Origin of the sequence: Bradyrhizobium sp. BRP56 (assembly GCF_020194035.1) — a bacterium.
GTDB classification, from domain to species: domain Bacteria; phylum Pseudomonadota; class Alphaproteobacteria; order Rhizobiales; family Xanthobacteraceae; genus Bradyrhizobium; species Bradyrhizobium australafricanum.
Genome location: NZ_JADYVV010000069.1, coordinates 37,854 through 53,354 on the forward strand (window position 1 = coordinate 37,854; position 15,501 = coordinate 53,354).

General features: G+C 66.3%; 11 protein-coding genes. 8 read left to right on the forward strand and 3 right to left on the reverse strand.

Annotation, left to right across the window (positions count from 1 at the left end):
• Nucleotides 1-137: 137 nt before the first annotated feature.
• From I6F38_RS34780 to I6F38_RS34800, 5 genes are all read left to right on the forward strand, one after another.
• Entirely contained in the window at nt 138-1,040 is a 903-nt protein-coding gene (locus tag I6F38_RS34780) for a LysR family transcriptional regulator (RefSeq protein WP_225163608.1), read from the forward strand.
• Nucleotides 1,041-1,269: 229 nt separating this feature from the next.
• Nucleotides 1,270-1,668, forward strand: a complete 399-nt coding sequence (gene sdhC / locus I6F38_RS34785) for a succinate dehydrogenase, cytochrome b556 subunit (protein ID WP_028337891.1) — start codon at nt 1,270-1,272, stop codon at nt 1,666-1,668.
• Between the two features lie 14 nt (nt 1,669-1,682).
• Entirely contained in the window at nt 1,683-2,057 is a 375-nt protein-coding gene (gene sdhD / locus I6F38_RS34790; protein ID WP_085964893.1) for a succinate dehydrogenase, hydrophobic membrane anchor protein, read from the forward strand.
• A 3-nt stretch (nt 2,058-2,060) separates the two neighbouring features.
• On the forward strand, nt 2,061-3,899 hold the full coding sequence (gene sdhA, locus I6F38_RS34795) for a succinate dehydrogenase flavoprotein subunit (RefSeq protein WP_057018135.1): 1,839 nt from the start codon (nt 2,061-2,063) through the stop codon (nt 3,897-3,899).
• A gap of 18 nt (nt 3,900-3,917) precedes the next feature.
• Nucleotides 3,918-4,703 (forward strand): succinate dehydrogenase iron-sulfur subunit, encoded by a 786-nt coding sequence (locus tag I6F38_RS34800; protein WP_028337893.1) that lies wholly within the window; start codon nt 3,918-3,920, stop codon nt 4,701-4,703.
• A gap of 28 nt (nt 4,704-4,731) precedes the next feature.
• On the opposite strand, the gene I6F38_RS34805 is transcribed toward I6F38_RS34800, so the two are convergent.
• From I6F38_RS34805 to I6F38_RS34815, 3 genes are all read right to left on the reverse strand, one after another.
• Nucleotides 4,732-7,482: a bifunctional acetate--CoA ligase family protein/GNAT family N-acetyltransferase gene (locus tag I6F38_RS34805; RefSeq protein ID WP_225163602.1), complete on the reverse strand. Its 2,751-nt coding sequence runs from the start codon at nt 7,480-7,482 to the stop codon at nt 4,732-4,734.
• Between the two features lie 128 nt (nt 7,483-7,610).
• Entirely contained in the window at nt 7,611-9,485 is a 1,875-nt protein-coding gene (locus tag I6F38_RS34810) for a ferrous iron transporter B (RefSeq protein WP_225163603.1), read from the reverse strand.
• A complete protein-coding gene (locus I6F38_RS34815; RefSeq protein ID WP_057018132.1) occupies nt 9,482-9,769 on the reverse strand; it encodes a FeoA family protein in 288 nt (95 codons plus the stop codon). The genes I6F38_RS34810 and I6F38_RS34815 overlap by 4 nt, the downstream gene beginning before the upstream one ends.
• Nucleotides 9,770-10,101: 332 nt before the next feature.
• Between I6F38_RS34815 and I6F38_RS34820 the strand changes: the two genes are divergently transcribed.
• The 3 genes from I6F38_RS34820 (at nt 10,102) to I6F38_RS34830 (ending at nt 15,345) form a co-directional block, all read left to right on the forward strand.
• Nucleotides 10,102-12,246 carry a hybrid sensor histidine kinase/response regulator gene (locus tag I6F38_RS34820; protein WP_225163604.1) on the forward strand — a complete coding sequence of 715 codons (2,145 nt, stop codon included), beginning with the start codon at nt 10,102-10,104 and terminating at the stop codon, nt 12,244-12,246.
• 159 nt (nt 12,247-12,405) lie between these two features.
• Complete coding sequence (locus I6F38_RS34825; protein ID WP_225163605.1) at nt 12,406-14,457, forward strand: ABC transporter ATP-binding protein/permease; 2,052 nt, start codon at nt 12,406-12,408, stop codon at nt 14,455-14,457.
• 30 nt (nt 14,458-14,487) lie between these two features.
• Nucleotides 14,488-15,345, forward strand: a complete 858-nt coding sequence (locus tag I6F38_RS34830; RefSeq protein ID WP_225163606.1) for an FkbM family methyltransferase — start codon at nt 14,488-14,490, stop codon at nt 15,343-15,345.
• Nucleotides 15,346-15,501: the final 156 nt, after the last annotated feature.

The following is a 15,501-nucleotide window of genomic DNA, read 5'->3' on the forward strand; positions in this document are numbered from 1 at the left end:
CACACCAGGTTCCCCGGCGCCGTCCTGAGACTGTTCGCGGTGAGCAATAGCCCCTTTTGGGATTCGGGAGTATCTATGCACTTGAGCAGGCTCTCTTGCGAAATACGGAAGGATCGGGCTTGGACCAGCTTGCGGCGATGGCGGCCTTTGTCCGCGCGGTCGAGAGCGGCAGCCTGTCGGCGGCCGCGCGCTCACTGCCAAGCTCGCTGACCTCGGTGAGCCGGCAGATCAGCGCGCTCGAGGAGCATTTCGGCACTCGCCTGCTGCTGCGCACCACCCGCCAGCTCGCGCTGACCGACGACGGACGCATCCTCTACGAGCGCGCGAAATCGATCCTCGGCGAAGTCAGGGAGATCGAGGCGACGCTGGCGCGCGACCCGCATCAGCCATCGGGACGGATCCGCGTCAGCTCGCCGAGTCTGATCGGACGGCTCGTGATCGCGCCGCTGCTGGTCGAGTTTCTGCGCCGCTATCCTGCGCTGTCCGTCGACCTGCTGTTGATCGACCGCGCCGTCGACATGGTCGAGGAGGATATCCATCTGGCCATACGCATCGGCCGCTTGCGCGACTCGCAACTCGTAGCGCGCAAGCTCACCGATCTGCAGATGATCGTGTGCGCGTCGCCGGACTACCTGGCCCGGCACGGCGCACCGCAGACCCCGGACGATCTTGCCGGGCATGACTGCCTGGTGTTTTCCAATTCGCCCGGCAGCGCGGAGTGGCGTTTTGCCGACGGCAGCAAGACGGGTCGCAAAATCCGCATATCCGGTCGGCTCTGGATGAATAGCCTCGACGCGCTGGTCAGCGCGGCGCGGGAGGGCGCCGGCGTCGTCCGCGTGCCGTCCTGGCAGGTGCAGTCCGATCTCGCCGGCGGTCGCCTGACGCGCCTGCTGATCGACCACGAGGCGGCGCCGACGCCGCTACATCTGATGCTTCAGCCGTCACGTCTCGCATCGCCTAAGATCAGGGCATTTGTCGATTATCTGGTGGAGCAGTGGGGCGAAATCGACGCCTTGCGGACCCCGTTTGCGGGCAGCTGAGCGCGCCAATCGATCCACGAGCATCCTGATTCATTACTTTGTTCGCTCGGCCTTGCATCTGGTATACCACACTGCGGATCAACCAGAATTCGGCAACTCTAACAATGAACTTCGGTTCGACCGAAGGCTATTTGGCCGTTGCGCGGGGTGATCCGACTCCGTAAATAGAACTCCTCTACCGCGTTCCCCGATGGGCCGGCCGCGGTCCCTCACAACATAAAGCCCGCCGATGACCGCCAGGATCGAACGACCGCTTTCACCCCATTTGCAGACCTACCGGTGGACGCTGACGATGGCGCTGTCCATCGTCCACCGCGCCACGGGTCTGGCCCTCTATTTCGGCACGCTGCTGCTGGCCTGGTGGCTGATCGCCGCCGCCTCCGGCCCCTCGGCTTACGCCAACGTCCAGGCCTTCACCGGCAGCGCGATCGGCAAGCTTATCGTGTTCGGCTACACATGGGCGCTGATGCACCATCTGTGCAGCGGCATCCGGCATTTCGTCTGGGACCTCGGCTACGGCTTCAAGGCCAATGAGCGCGAAGCCCTGACCTGGGGCGCGCTGGTCGCCGGCATCGCATTGACCGTTTTGGTCTGGATCATTGCCTACGCCGTGGGAGGTGGACGATGAGCGGCCCCTCCTCGATGCGCACGCCGCTGGAGCGCGTCCGCGGCCTCGGCTCCGCGCATACCGGCACGGGCGATTTCTGGCGCCAGCGCCTCACCGCGGTTGCGATGACGCTGCTGATCGTTCCCGTGATCGTCGTGGTGATCACGCTGATCGGCCGCAACCATGCCGGCGCGGCGCAGATCCTCGGCTCGATCCCGATCGCCATCATCCTGCTGCTCTTCATTATCGCCAGCACCTGGCACATGAAGATCGGCATGCAGGTCGTGATCGAAGACTACATCCACAACGAGAAGCTGAAGATCGCCAGCGTGATGGCGAACAACTTCTTCTGCGTCGCGGTCGCATTGGCCTCGATCTACGCAATCCTCAAATTGTCGTCGGGAGTTTGATCCATGGCCGGTGAAGGAAACGGCAAGGCCACCAACGGTGGCCCGGCCACGAACGGCAAGGCCTACCCGATCCAGGACCATACCTACGACGTCGTCGTGGTTGGTGCCGGCGGCGCCGGCCTGCGCGCCGTGGTCGGCTGTTCGGAAGCCGGGCTGCGCACCGCCTGCATCACCAAGGTGTTCCCGACCCGCTCGCACACGGTGGCGGCGCAGGGCGGCATCTCGGCCTCGCTCGGCAACATGCATCAGGACGACTGGCGCTGGCACATGTACGACACCGTGAAGGGGTCGGACTGGCTCGGCGACCAGGACGCGATCGAATACATGGTGCGCAACGCGCCCGACGCGGTCTATGAGCTCGAGCATTGGGGCGTTCCGTTCTCGCGCACCGAGGACGGCAAGATCTATCAGCGCCCGTTCGGCGGCATGACCATCGACTTCGGCAAGAGCCAGGCACAGCGCACCTGCGCCGCCGCCGACCGCACCGGCCACGCCATGCTGCACACGATGTATGGCCAGTCGCTGCGCCACTCGGCCGAGTTCTTCATCGAGTTCTTCGCCATCGACCTGATCATGGACGATCAGGGCGTCTGCCGCGGCGTGATCGCGCTCAAGCTCGATGACGGCACGCTGCATCGTTTCCGGGCCCAGACCACGATTCTGGCGACCGGCGGCTATGGCCGCGCCTATGCCTCCTGCACCTCGGCGCACACCTGCACCGGCGATGGCGGCGGCATGGTGCTGCGCGCCGGCCTGCCGCTGCAGGACATGGAATTCGTCCAGTTCCACCCGACCGGAATCTACGGCTCGGGCTGCCTCGTCACCGAAGGCGCCCGCGGCGAAGGCGGCTATCTCGTCAACTCCGAGGGCGAGCGCTTCATGGAGCGCTATGCGCCGTCGGCCAAGGACCTCGCCTCGCGCGACGTCGTCTCGCGCGCGATGACGATCGAGATCCGCGAAGGCCGCGGCGTCGGCAAGAAGAAGGACCACATCTTCCTGCATCTCGACCACCTCGATCCGAAGGTGCTGCATGAGCGGCTGCCGGGCATCTCCGAATCGGCAAAGATCTTCGCCAATGTCGACGTCACCCGCGAGCCGATCCCGATCGTGCCGACCGTGCACTACAACATGGGCGGCATCGCCACGAATTATCACGCCGAGGTGCTGACCAAGCGCAATGGCGACGACAATTCGGTGGTGCCGGGCCTGATGGCGATCGGCGAAGCGGCCTGCGTGTCGGTGCACGGCGCCAACCGCCTCGGCTCCAACTCGCTGATCGACCTCGTGGTGTTCGGCCGCGCCGCCGCGCTGCGCCTTGCCGACAAGCTGACGGCGAACGCCAAGCAGCCGGAGCTGCCGAAGGATTCCGCCGATCTCGCGCTCGGCCGCCTCGATCACTTCCGCCACGCCTCCGGCGGCACGCCGACCGCCAAGCTGCGCGACAGCATGCAGCATGTGATGCAGAACAATTGCGCGGTGTTCCGCACCGGCGACGTGCTGCAGGAAGGCCAGAACCTGATCCACAAGGTCTATGGCGGCGTCGGCGACATCTCGGTGTCGGACCGCTCGCTGGTGTGGAATTCCGATCTGGTCGAGACGCTGGAATTCGACAATCTGATCGTGCAGGCGGTCGTGACGATGGATTCGGCGGCGAACCGCACCGAAAGCCGCGGCGCGCATGCGCGCGAGGACTTCCCGGACCGCAACGACAAGGACTGGATGAAGCACACGCTGACCTGGATCGATCCGGCCGGCAAGACTGCGATCGAGTACCGTCCGGTGCACAGCTACACGATGACCAATGACGTGCAGTACATCCCGCCGAAGGCGCGGGTCTACTGAGAACGAAGGCGAGCAAGCATGGTTGAATTCGCACTTCCGAAGAATTCGAAGATTTCAGGCGGCAAGACCTGGCCGAAGCCGGCCGGCGCCACCGAGACGCGCGAATTTCGGGTGTATCGCTGGAACCCGGACGACGGCAAGAATCCGAGCGTCGACACCTATCATGTCGACACCAATGATTGCGGTCCGATGGTGCTGGACGGCCTGATCTGGATCAAGAACCACATCGACCCGACGCTGACTTTCCGCCGCTCCTGCCGCGAAGGCGTCTGCGGCTCCTGCGCGATGAACATCGACGGCCAGAACACGCTGGCCTGCACCAAGTCGATGCACGACGTCGGCGCGGGCGGCGCCGTGAAGGTCAATCCGCTGCCGCACCAGCCGGTGGTGAAGGACCTCGTTCCCGACCTGACCAATTTCTACGCCCAGTATGCCTCGATCGAGCCGTGGCTGAAGACCACGACGCCGACGCCGCAGAAGGAGTGGAGGCAGAGCCACGAGGACCGCGAGAAGCTCGACGGTCTCTACGAGTGCATCCTGTGCGCCTGCTGCTCGACCTCGTGCCCGAGCTATTGGTGGAACAGCGAGCGTTTCCTCGGCCCCGCCGCGCTGCTGCAGGCAAACCGCTGGGTCACCGACTCCCGCGACGAGGCGACCGGCGAGCGGCTCGACAATCTCGAGGATCCGTTCCGCCTCTATCGCTGCCACACCATCATGAACTGCGCCAAGGCGTGCCCGAAGGGCCTCAATCCCTCCGAAGCGATCGCCGAGCTCAAGTTCAAGCTGGTCGAACGCCAGATCTGATCCGACGCGGCCGCGGCTGGCGCTGTTATCAGCGGCCAGCCGCAGCGGGCCGGATCAAGATATCGGCGCCGACCGCATCGACGCCGGATCGATCGAGGTCGAGTACGACATCGACGATGCTGTGATCGTCCGGATCCATCGTCACGGTGAAGCCGAGATCGCGGCACATCCCGATCATCGTGGTGTTCTCGGTCAGCACCTGGCCGGACAGACGCTTCAATCCCTCCGACCGCGCATAGTGGATCAGGAGCTGCATCAGCGCCCAGCCCAGGCCTTTGCCCTTGAGATCGGACTGCAGCAGGATCGCGTATTCGGCATTCTCGTACAGCGAGTCCGAATGCAGCCGGACCGCCCCCATCATCTCGCCGGTGTTCGGATCGAGCGCCACAAACGCCATCGCGCGCGCATAGTCGAGTTGGGTCAGGCGCGCGATGAAGGCGTGCGAGAATTCCTTCATCGCATGGAAGAAGCGCAGCCTGAGGTCTTCGGCGGTGACGCGCTTGAAGAACTCGCTGACCATCGGCTCATCCTCCGGCCGCATCGGGCGCACCGTGACACGCGAGCCGTCGCGCAGCGCAAGCTCACCTTCCCATTGCGACGGATAGGGCCTGACGGCGAGCCGCGTTTGGCCGGCAAACAGCCGCGCCGGCTTGCGGATCGCGACCCGCGCATCGAGCGCGAGCACGCCGCTCTCGTCCGCCAGCATCGGATTGATGTCGAGCTCGGCGACCTCGGGAATGTCGGCCGCCATCTGCGCCAGCTTGACGAGGGTGAGCGGCACGACGTCCGCCGGGACCGCCGGCACATCGCCATAGCCGCCGAGCAGCCGCGAAACGCGGGTGCGTCCGATCAGCTCACGGGCGAGATTCATGTCGAGCGGCGGCAGCGCCAGCGCCTTGTCGTTGATCACCTCGACCGCGGGGCCGCCGCGGCCGAACACGATCACCGGACCGAAGGTCGGATCTTCGGCGATGCCGAAGATCAGCTCGCGCGCCGCGCGCCGCACGATCATCGGCTGGATCGTCACGCCCTGCAGGATGGCATCGGGCCGGGCACTTCGTGCCCGCGCCATGACCGTCCGTGCAGCTTCAACGACGTTGTCTTTCGTGCGCAGGTCGAGGATCACGCCGCCGACATCGGAGGCGTGCCGGATGTCGCGCGAGAACACCCTGACCACGATCGCATGTCCCTCGGCGAGAAACGGCGCCGCCTTCGCGGCGGCGTCCTCGGCGGTCTCGGCGACGAGCGTCGTCACGATCGGAATATGATAGGCCGCGAACAGCGCGACGATCTCGGCCGGATCGAGCCAGGCGCGCCCTTCCGACAGCGCGTTCACGACGACGTGGCGCGCCGCCGCCGTCTCCGGCGTGAACACCGATGCGACGCCCGGCGGGGTTGCGGCGAGCGCCGTGGAGGCCTCGCGATAGCGCACCAGATACATGAAGGCGCGCACCGCATCGTCCTCGGTCGGGAAATGCGGAATCCGCGCCGCCTCGAAGATCGCGCCGGCGCGTTCGTCGGCGCCGACCCAGGCCGCAAGCACCAGCGCGGCAACCGCACTCCGCTTCGTCCTGCGGTCGCGCACGCATTGCGCCACCGCCTCTGCAATTCCCTGGGCCGGCGCAACCGCGGTTTCCACATTCGCGACCAGCACCGCGTCGCTGTTCGCATCATCGAGCAGTGCGTTGAGCGCCGCCACGTAGCGGTCGGCATCGGCATCGCCCGCGATGTCGACGGGATTGGCGCAGGACCAGCCCGACGGCAGCACCTTGTCGAGCCGCGCGATGGTCTCCGCCGTCAGTGTCGCGGGAACGCCGCCGAGTTCAGCCAGCCGGTCGGTCGCGAGGATGCCGAGCCCGCCGCCATTGGTCAGGATCGCCAGCCGGTTGCCGCGCGGGATGAAGCCGCGGCCGAGCAGCTCTGCGCAATCGAACAGCTGGCGCAGGTCGTAGACGCGCAGCATGCCGGCGCGGCGGAATGCGGCGTCGTAGACCGCATCGGAGCCGGCCAGCGCGCCGGTGTGGGTCGCGGCGGCCTTGGCGCCCTGCGCCATCCGTCCCGACTTGACGATGACGACCGGCTTCAACCGCGCCGCGGCGCGCGCCGCCGACATGAACTTGCGCGCGTCCTTGACGGCTTCGAGATAGATCAGGATCGCGCTGGTGTGGTCGTCGAGCGCGAAATAATCCAGGAGGTCGGCGACATCGACATCGAGCTGGTCGCCGATCGACGCGATGCCGGACAAGCCGAGCCGCCGCTCCGCCGCCCATTCGATCATCGCCGACGCGACCGCGCCGGACTGCGAGATCAGGGCAACGTGTCCGTCGGACGGCTGATGCGAGGCGAAGCTCGCATTGAGCTTGGCGCGCGGCACCATGACGCCGAGGCAATTCGGCCCGATCAGGCGCATGCCATGCCGTCGCGCCGTCTGCCCCGCGGCCTCCGCGAGCGAGCCCGCGCCATGGCCGAGACCGGCCGACAGGATCGCCGCACCGACAACGCCGGCCGAAGCCGCCTCCGCGACGATTTCCGGAACCGCCGCCGCCGGTGCGCTGATGACGACGAGATCCGGAACGAACGGCAGCGATTTCAGGTCGGGAACGGTCGGCGCACCATCGACGTCGGCATAGTTCCGATTGACGACGCCGACGCGGCCGGTGAAGCCGCTCGCCTTGATGTTCCTGAGCACCGCCGCGCCGAGCGACGACGGACGCGGGCTGCCGCCGACGATTGCGATGCTTCGAGGCGAAAATAGCCGCTCCAGGCCGTACGTCGACATTGCATGGTCTCGCAGGGAACACGCGGAGGCGCCTGCCGCTTCACGCGCCCTCGGCCAACTCTACTGCTTCGCTTGGTTGCATGCACCTATCGTAGTTTCGAGTCGAAATGATGAAACTGCGTTGCCGATCAATGCAGGCCAAGCGCCTGCGCGAGGTTGAAGGTCAGGAAGCTCGCGACATAGGCCAGCGCGAGCATGTAGATGAACGTCACCACCATCCACTTCGCGCCGCCGGTCTCGCGGCGGATCACCGCGAGCGTCGAGGCGCATTGCGGGGCGAAGATGTACCAGACCAGCAGCGACAGCGCGGTCGCCAGCGTCCATTTCTGCGCCAGCACCTGGCCGATCTGGTCCGCCGCCTCCTTGCCTCCCTCGATCGAATAGACGGTGCCGAGGGCTGCGACCGCGACCTCGCGCGCCGCCATGCCCGGGATCAGCGCCACCGCGATCTGCCAGTTGAAGCCGATCGGCCGCAGCAGCGGCTCGAGCGCATGGCCGATCATCGCCGCAAAGCTGTAATTGATCGCCGGCCCTTCGGCGCCGGCCGGCGCCTGCGGGAACGAGGCCAGGAACCAGATCAGCACCATCATCGAGAGGATCGTAGTCCCGGCCCGGTAAAGGAACATCTTGGCGCGGGTGAACACGCCGATCGCGATGCTGCGCAGCCGCGGCATCTTGTAGTCGGGCAATTCCAGCATGAACGGCGCCGGCGCGTGATCGCGCCACAGGAAGAATTTCGCGATCGCCGAGACCGTCAGCGCGCTGGTGATGCCGGCGGTATAGAGGCCGAACATCACGAGCCCCTGCAGGTTGACGAAACCCCACAGCGTGGTCGCTGGAACGAAAGCGGAGATAATCAGCGTGTAGACCGGAATGCGCGCCGAGCAAGTCATCAGCGGCGCGATCAGGATCGTGGTCAGGCGGTCGCGGCGGTTGTCGATGACGCGCGTCGCCATGATGCCTGGAATTGCGCAGGCAAAGCTCGACAGCAGCGGAATGAAGGCGCGGCCATGCAGCCCGGCGCCGCCCATGATGCGGTCCATCAGGAACGCGGCGCGCGCCATGTAGCCGAAATCTTCCAACAGCAGGATGAACAGGAAGATGATGATGATCTGCGGCAGGAACACGATCACGCTGCCGACGCCGGAGATCACGCCGTTCTGTAGGAAGCTCTGCAACAGGCTCCAGCTTTCGGGCAGCAAATTGTGGATCAGCTGCCCGAGCGCGGCGAAGCTGTCCGACAGGAACTCCATCGCCGGCTGCGCCCAGGTGAACACCGCCTGGAACATCACGAACAGGATCACGGCCAGGATCACGAGACCCCAGGCCGGATGCAGCACCACCGAATCGATCCGGTTGGTCAGCGTGTCGGGCTTGGTCGGCAGCGTCACCGCCGCCGCGATGATGCGGTCCGCCTCGCGCTGCGCCGCCTTGAGGTCGGCGATCGTCGGCGTCGTCCATTCGCTGGCCGCCGCCTCATGCGACTTGGCCAGGAATTCGTCGGTTCGCTTCAGGAGCTCGTCGATGCCGCCCTTGCGAACCGCGACCGAGGTCACGATCGGCAGGCCGAGCTCCTGCGACATCCGGTCGATGTCGATCGTGACGCCGCGGCGCTTCGCGATATCGATCATGTTGAGCACGAGCATCATCGGCCGGCCGACGCGCTTCAGCTCGAGCACCAGCCGCAAGGTCAGCCGCAGATTGGTGGCGTCCGCGACGCAGAGCACGAGATCGGGCACCGCCTCACCGTCGAAGCGGCCGAGCACGATGTCGCGGGTGATCTCCTCGTCCGGGCTGCGGCCGCGCAACGAATAGGTGCCGGGCAGGTCGAGCACGGTCACGCTGCGGCCCTCCGGCGTGACGAAGCCGCCGGATTTGCGCTCGACCGTGACGCCCGGATAGTTGGCGACCTTCTGACGGCTGCCGGTCAGGCTGTTGAACAGCGACGTCTTGCCGGTGTTCGGCGCGCCGACCAGCGCCAGGCGCAGGGATGCAGCGGTCATTCGACGATCACAGCCATGGCTTCGCTCCGGCGCAGCGCGATCGTGATGTTGTCGACGCGCACCGCGATCGGGTCCTTTCGGATCGTGCCTTCATGCAGGATTTCCACGCGCGCGCCCTCGACAAATCCCATCTCGACCAGGCGCTGCTCCAGCTCCTGCGGAGACAGCGATGAGCCCGTCACGAGCGCATCGAGCCTGATGATCTTTCCGACAAAACCGCGATCCGCATGTCCGAGCCGGACGTCCTGCAAATCATCCCGGGAGCTGTTTGGATCGCCTGTCATGCGGCCTGTTTTTCAGCAGGTAGTCACAGGGTCAAGCGTTTGCCCGTGAGAGGTTTTAGAACTCCTAAAAACAGCGGCCGAAAGCGCCATCCAGGCCGATTTTCCGCTTGACTGCCGGCGAGCGGCTAACGAGGTCGTGATGTTACCGCGCCGCAGCCGCCCGTGCCGCCCCGGACGCGAGCCGGCTGCGAATTGATTGATCCGGGTTGGCCTCCGGTAACCTTGACAGGTCGCGGAATGGCGAACGAGCGTCCGCGCCGCGCCCGGCGGCGCCGTTTCGCTTCCTCCCGCGCAACGGTTTGCGTTATGGTCCGCGCGGAGCCGGAGCGCCCGTGCAGACCGCACAACGCAATTCGCTGAGACTGCTGCAATGGATGATGGCCGCCGCGCTGGCCCTTCCGCTGGCGCTGTTCGTTTTTGCCTCCGCAATGTCCTGGATCTCGACCAGCGAGGCCGCCGACCAGGAGATCCAGCGCACGCTCGATGTCGCCCATGAGCACGCGCTGAAGGTGTTCGAGACCATCGATCGCGGCCTCGCCGAGGTCACCGAGGTCGTCCGCGGCATGGGCGATGCCGATATCGGCGCGCGCGAGAAGAGCCTGCACGAGCGGCTGCGCCAGGTCGCCATGGCGCTCCCCCAGGTGAAATCGGTCTGGGTGTTCGATGCCAACGGCCGCGCCCTGGTCAACAGCCTGGTGCAGCCGGCCCCCGACGTCGACTTCTCGGACCGGGATTACTTCCGGATCCATGCCCAGGGCGACATCGGCACCTATATCGGCGAGGTGCTGACGCCGCGGCCGCCCTATCTGGGCTCGCGGTTCTTCAGCGTCGGCCGGCGCCGCAACGGCGACGACGGCAGCTTTGCCGGCGTGATCCAGGCCTCCGTGCTTCCGGAATATTTCGAGAATTTCTACGCCAGGATCGGCCGCGAGCCCGGCAGCTTCCTGGCGCTGATCCGGACCGACGGCGCCGTGCTGGCACACTTCCCTGCCGTTGACCACGATGTCCGGTTCGAGCCGAGCGGCCCGCTCGGGCGGCAGATCGTCGCCAATCCCGAGGCCGGGACGATGACGATCCAATCCCCGGCCGACGGCATCGAGCGGCGCATGCGCTACCAGCGGCTGGCCGGATACCCGATCTATGTCAGCGCCGGCCTCGAAACCTCGGCGATCCAGTCGCGCTGGAGGTCGACCATGGCCCAGCACCTGATCTTCGGGATCCCGGCCACCGCCCTGCTGTTCGGCCTGCTCGCACTCGCCTTCCGGCGAACCCAGCGCCTGCAGGAGGAGGCCAACCGGCGCATCGAGGCCGAGGAGGCATTGCGGCACGGCCAGCGGCTCGAGGCACTCGGGCAGCTCACCGGCGGCGTCGCGCACGACTTCAACAACCTGCTCACCGTGATCCGCGCGTCAGTCGACATGTTGCGGCGGCCGGACCTGCCGGAGCCGCGGCGGCAGCGCTACATCGATGCGATCTCCAACACCGTGAACCGTGCCGCCAAGCTGACCAACCAGCTGCTTGCATTCGCGCGGCGGCAAACCCTCAAGCCCGAGGTGTTCGACGCCTGCCAGAATGTCCGCACCCTGAGCGAGATGATCGCAACCCTGATCGGCGCGCGCATCGAGATCACAGCGCAGGTGCCGGACGAGACCTGTCTCGTCAACGCCGATGCCGGCCAGTTCGAGACCGCCATCATCAACATGGCGGTCAACGCGCGTGACGCCATGGACGGCGTCGGCCGGCTCACGATCGCTGTCCGCGCCGTGGACGGACTGCCGTCCGCGACCAGCACGCCGCCGAACTCGCCCGGCCATGTCGCGGTGTCGGTGACCGACACCGGCGTCGGAATTCCGCAGGAGCTGTTCGGCCGCATCTTCGAGCCGTTTTACACCACCAAGGAGGTCGGTCACGGCACCGGCCTCGGCCTGTCGCAGGTGTTCGGCTTCGCCAAGCAGTCCGGCGGCGAGGTGACCGTCACCAGCGAAGTCGGCAAGGGTGCGACATTCACGCTGTATCTGCCGCGCGTCGTCGGCGGGCATGGCGCGCGAGCGCCGCGCGCCGAGGACGCGCCCTCGGTCGATCGGACCGGCGCATCGGTCCTGATCGTCGAGGACAATGCCGAGGTCGGAAAGTTTGCCGCGGACACGCTGACCCAGCTCGGCTGCACCTGCGTGCTGGTGGACAACGCCACCCACGCGCTGGAGGAGCTGGCCGTCGACGCTGACCGGTTCGACCTGGTGTTCACCGACGTCGTGATGCCCGGCATGAGCGGCATCGAGCTTGCGGAGGAGATCCGCCGGCAGCGCCTCGATCTGCCGATCGTGCTCGCCTCCGGCTACAGCCAGGTGCTGTCGCAGCAGGGCAGCGGTGGCTTCGAGCTGCTGCAGAAGCCCTATTCGGCCGAGCAGCTCGCGCGCGTGCTGCACAAAGCAACGCGCTCGCGCCGGCTGAAGCGCGATCAGGCGCCGGCGGAGTGAGGTAGTTGCGCGGCACATCCCAAGCACGCTGTCGTCCTGGCGAAAGCAGGGAGCCATACCGCCGCGGCGGATGTTGTGGCGGGGACTCGTCGTTGCAATCCGCGCGACTGACCGCCGGTCCCAGTGCGGAACCGGGTAATTTGCCTGGCGTTATCTGCCATGGGCAAAGCTGAGGCAAAATCCAAATCGTCGGACGGGCCGTCGTCGGCCAAGACTGCATCGTCCCGGAAAGCGAGCGCAAAGGCGGCCGGTCAAGAGCGCAAGGATCCCGCGCCAAGCGAAGGGGATGAGAAGTCGGAATTCGTCGAGGTGATTGCCGAAGGCGGCGACGATGTCGAACCGCCGCCGCCCGAAATCGTCGAACCCGATCCCGAATTGTCGGCCGAAGAGGCCGAACAGGCGCGCAAGGACTATTTGCTGACGCGGTTCTGGATCAGCGCGCGCGGCTATTGGGGCCGGAGCGGCGACCGGCTGGCGTGGCTGTTCACGATCGGCCTGCTGCTGCTGATCGTCGCCAATGTCGCCGTTCAGTACGGCATCAATGTCTGGAATCGCGCGATCTTCGATGCGATCGAAAAGCGCGATTCGGCCAGTGTCTTCCACCTGACGGCCACCTTCTTTCCGCTCGCGATCGGCAGCGTGCTACTGGGGGTCGCCCAGGTGTTCGGCCGCATGGGCATCCAGCGGCGCTGGCGCGCCTGGCTGACCAACGCCGTCGTCTCGCGATGGCTGACGAACGGCCGCTACTACCAGCTCAACCTCGTCGACGGCGATCACAAGAATCCGGAATACCGGATCGCGGAGGATTTGCGGATCGCGACCGATTCTCCGGTCGACTTCGTCGCCGGCGTGACGTCGGCGCTGCTCTCGGCCGTCACCTTCATCGTCGTGCTCTGGACCATCGGCGGCGCGCTGACGGTGACGCTCGGCGGCTCGTCGATCAGCATCCCGGGCTTCCTGGTCATTGCCGCCATCATCTATGCGGCGATCGCGTCGGGCTCGATCACGGCGATCGGCCGCAGCTTCGCGCAGATCTCCGAGGACAAGAACCAGGCGGAAGCGGAATTCCGCTACATCCTGACCCGCGTGCGCGAGAATGGCGAAAGCATCGCGCTACTCGGCGGCGAAACCGAGGAGCGCGACGGCATCGACAAGACGTTCTCGAACGTGTTGCGGCAATGGGCGCGGCTCGCCGGGCAACACATGCGCACGACGCTGGTGTCGCAGGGATCGAATCTCATTGCGCCGGTGGTACCCTTGCTGCTGTGTGCGCCAAAATTCCTCGACGGCAGCATGTCGCTCGGCCAAGTGATGCAGGCGGCCTCGGCCTTCACCATCGTGCAGACCGCGTTCGGCTGGCTGGTCGACAACTATCCGCGGCTCGCCGACTGGAACGCCTGCGCACGGCGCATCGCCTCGCTGATGATGTCGCTTGACGGGCTGGAACGCGCCGAGACCGGCGACGGCTTCGGCCGCATCGAGCGCGGCGAGACCGAGGGCGAGGCCATGCTGAGCCTCAACGATCTCTCCGTCACGCTGGACGACGGCACCGCCGTGGTCGGCGAGACCGAAGTGGTGATCGAACCGGGCGAGCGGCTGTTGGTCGCCGGCGAATCCGGCACCGGCAAGAGCACGCTGGTGCGCGCCATCGCCGGGCTGTGGCCGTGGGGCGGCGGCAGTGTCGGCCTGCACGCGGACCGCCGCCTGTTCATGCTGCCGCAAAAGCCCTACGTGCCCTCGGGCACGCTGCGGCGCGCGGTGGCCTATCCCGGTGCGGCGGAAGACTGGAACGTCGATGAGATCAGCCGTGCCCTGCACAAGGTTGGCCTCGACCATCTCAAGGACAAGATCGAGGAGGACGCGCCGTGGGACCAGACCCTGTCCGGCGGCGAGAAGCAGCGGCTCGCCTTTGCCCGCCTGCTGCTGCACGCCCCCGACATCGTCGTGCTCGACGAGGCGACGTCCGCGCTCGACGAGAAGAGCCAGGACAAGATGATGGAGACGGTGACGACGGAACTGCCGAAGGCGACCATCGTCAGCGTCGCCCACCGCGTCGAGCTCGAAGCGTTCCATAGCCGCAAGATCGTGCTGGAGCGCCGCAAGGGCGGCGCCAAACTGGTCAGCGACGTCGACCTGATCCCGCGCAAGGGCAAGCGAAGGCTGCTCGGCCGCTTCCTGCGGCAACGACAGGCAGCGGGCAAGGCGGCGTAACGGGCGTTGGCGCTGCCGGCAAAACCGGCTATGCATGCCGCGCTTTTGACGAGGCCATGCGTGATCCCGAGCAACGACATATCGCCGGCGCCGTTCGGCGCCTTCGCGCCCAATGCGGCGCAGGCCGCCATCATCCGCCTGGCGCATGGCTCAGGATTGAAGCGCGGCGCGTTCCGACCCTGGCTGTCGAAACTGGTCAATCTGTTCGGCGCTGGGCCGCTGGACGTGACCTATCAGGGCGCATCGTTCCGCTTCTATCATCAGGCGAGCGCGACCGAGCGCGGCGCGCTGTTCAATCCCGATTACAACCTTGAAGAACTCGCCTTCCTGCGGGCGCATGTCGGCGCGGATGGCACCTTCGTCGATCTCGGCGCCAATGTCGGCACCTATGCGCTGGCGCTGGCGCGCGATGTCGGGCCCGGTGGCAGGGTGATCGCGATCGAGCCGCATCCGGTGACGCATGCGCGGCTCAAGTTCAACACCCAGGCCTCCGGCTTTCCGCAGGTGCGCCTGGTTGCGGCGGCCGCTGGCCCGACCGATGGCGGACTGATGATCGAGACCGACGGCGATAATCTCGGCGCCAGCCACATCGTCACCGGCACGCCGACGGGCAAGGCGTTCAAGGTGCCGTCGCTGCGGCTGCAACGCATCCTCGACGAGGCCGGCGCGACCAAGGTCGATGCGCTCAAGATCGACGTCGAGGGTTTCGAGGACCGCGTGCTGATCGGCTTCTTCCGCGACGCGCCGCAGTCACTGTGGCCGCGCGCGGTGGTGATCGAGCACCTGTCGAACGACGAATGGGCCGACGACTGCATTGCGGACATGCATGCGCGCGGTTACGTCGAGCAGGGCCGGACGCGGAGCAACACGCTGCTGGTGCGGAGTTGACAGACTTGTCTTCTCCTTCCCCCTGAAAGGCAGGGCTGTCCGGGGAACGTCATCCATAGCAGAACTCCATCTGGTTTGGGGATGTTCTGCATTTGCGGTGGCTGGGATTGATGGGCGGAGGCTGGTCGATGGTGGCGAGTGCTCGACGGGTGAACA